This window comes from Mesorhizobium sp. M7A.F.Ca.CA.002.09.1.1 (assembly GCF_003998555.1).
GTDB lineage: Bacteria > Pseudomonadota > Alphaproteobacteria > Rhizobiales > Rhizobiaceae > Mesorhizobium > Mesorhizobium ciceri.
The window spans coordinates 1-1,989 of sequence record NZ_RZRR01000965.1; the positions used below are offsets into that span (position 1 = coordinate 1).

Sequence of the window (1,989 nt, forward strand, 5' to 3'; positions counted from 1 at the left end):
CGATATCCCAGCCGTAGAGGATGGCGCCGGTTGGCGCCTGGACGTCGCCATCCTCGGACAGCGCCCGCAGCACCTGGTCCCTGATATCGCGTATGTCGGCGGCCCGTGCGCGGAAATAATCCTGGTCTGACGCGTCGTAGCCGGCAATCTCGGTATCAAGCGCTTGCCGCCAGGCTTTGTCGGCTGGCAGGCCGGTGCGGATCGCGGCAAAGGCCGGGCTGCTCAGCGCATCGTCTTGCAGCATGGCGATCTGAAACTCGAGAATGTCGGCGGCATCGCCCTCGGCCATCTCGCTCAATGCGGTGAGACGGCTTGTCGCGACGGCGATTGCGGCTTCGAGCGCGGCCTTCTCGTCGTCGGCTGTTTCTTTGCCGACATAGGATACGACAGTCTGGTCGAGGTCGAACAGTGGCCCCTCGGCATAGCCGGCCGAGGCCGAAATGCCTTGCAGTCTAAGCGGTTCGGACATGGTCCGCGCCTTCGTCGAAATCGCGCCGCACCAGTTCGACCAACGCGTCGACGGCATCATTGGCGCCGTCACCGCTGGCCCTGATGTGCAGCACGGTGCCCTTCGGCGCCTTGGCCGCCATCACCTTGACGATGCTCTTGGCGTCGAACCATGGCCCGTTGGCGGCGAGCGCGATCTCCACCTCGGCGGCAAAACTCTTGGCCAACTTGGTGAACTTCACCGAAGGACGCGCGTGCAGACCCACCTCGTGGGTGATCACAACGGTCGCTTCGGCGGATGCGGACATGTCTTTCAAAATTCCCGTTCGTTCACGACGGCGACAATTCATGTGCCGTCGCCACCACTTCCCGCAGCGAGGCGCCGCCGGAGGCCTCGGTCGCTGCCATCACCGCGCCTTCGACGATCGGCGCGTTGCAGACTATGATCTTGTGCGAGCGTGGCTCGCCGATCATCTCCACCGCCATTTCCGAGTTGGTCTCCGCGCCGCCGAGATCGACCAGAATGGCGACACCGGCTTCCGCCCAGGCCTTGTCGATGGCGCCCATGATCGCCTCGACATTGGTGCCGAGCCCGCCATGGCCGTTTCCGCCGCACCATGCAAGCGGCACTTCGTCGCCCACCATCTGCCGCACCATGTCGGCCGTGCCCTCGGCAACCAGCGGCGAATGCGAGACGATGACGATGCCGACATTGCTCATGCGCTTTCCCCGAGGCTGTGCGCCACTGTGCGCACCAGCAGCGCGGTTGAGCGCGCGCCGGCGTCCATATGACCGATCGATCGGTCGCCCAGGAACGAGGCGCGGCCACGCAAGGCTTTCATAGGCACGGTCGCGTCGGCCGCGGCGTCGGCGATATCGGCGATTTCAAGAGCTGTCTTTCCCTGCAGCAGCGCGTCATGCACCGGCTGCAGCACGTCGAGCATGGTTTTTTGTCCGATCTGCGATTTGCCGCGTGCTGCCACAGCTTCGATCGCCTTGCCGAACGCCGCCGTCAGATTGGCGCGATCGGGTTTCGCCGAAATCTCCTTGCCGAGTGCCAGGAACAGGGTGCCGAACAGCGGGCCGGAGGCGCCGCCGACCGTCATCACCAGCTTGGTGCCGATCGCCTTCAGGGCATCGGGCAGCGGTTTGGCCGAAAATGCTTCGGCTTCGGCGCGCACGGCCTCGAAGCCGCGCTTCATGTTCAGCCCGTGGTCGCCGTCGCCGATCGCCTGGTCGAGCGCCGTCAATTCCTCGGCGTTCGCGGCGATCGTATCCGCGGCGGCCGCGATCAGCCGGGCAAGGTTCAACGCCGCCATGTCACCCGCATTCCCGGTTTCCATCTTGCCGGCAGTATCGAAAGAACGGTCATTCGACAACTGGAGCATACGTCAGGCCGCTTCATGCAATGCCGCGGCCGCCGCGAAGACTTCGGCCACCGCGTGAGCGCCGGGGTCGACCACACCTTGCAGCTTGCTGCCGACATAGGCCGACCGCCCGGCTTTTGCCTTGTCCATGGCGGCCGTGGCCTCGGCACCATGG

The 1,989-nt window shown here is 65.2% G+C and carries 5 protein-coding genes; all 5 read right to left on the bottom strand.

From position 1 onward, the window contains the following. Window positions 1-469 (bottom strand): phosphoenolpyruvate-utilizing N-terminal domain-containing protein (locus tag EN994_RS28955; protein WP_281060212.1); only part of this gene is annotated, 469 nt, incomplete at its 3' end. Continuing rightward, complete coding sequence (locus EN994_RS28960) at window positions 453-755, bottom strand: HPr family phosphocarrier protein (RefSeq protein ID WP_013528086.1); 303 nt, start codon at window positions 753-755, stop codon at window positions 453-455. The genes EN994_RS28960 and EN994_RS28955, both read right to left, overlap by 17 nt. A 22-nt stretch (window positions 756-777) precedes the next feature. Beyond that, window positions 778-1,167 (bottom strand): dihydroxyacetone kinase phosphoryl donor subunit DhaM, encoded by a 390-nt coding sequence (gene dhaM / locus EN994_RS28965; RefSeq protein WP_127308035.1) that lies wholly within the window; start codon window positions 1,165-1,167, stop codon window positions 778-780. After that, window positions 1,164-1,766 (bottom strand): dihydroxyacetone kinase subunit DhaL, encoded by a 603-nt coding sequence (dhaL, locus tag EN994_RS28970; protein ID WP_063170451.1) that lies wholly within the window; start codon window positions 1,764-1,766, stop codon window positions 1,164-1,166. Before dhaL ends, dhaM begins: the two co-directional genes overlap by 4 nt. Window positions 1,767-1,838: 72 nt before the next feature. Next, on the bottom strand, window positions 1,839-1,989 hold a 151-nt coding region (locus EN994_RS28975; protein WP_127308036.1), incomplete at its 5' end, for a DAK2 domain-containing protein.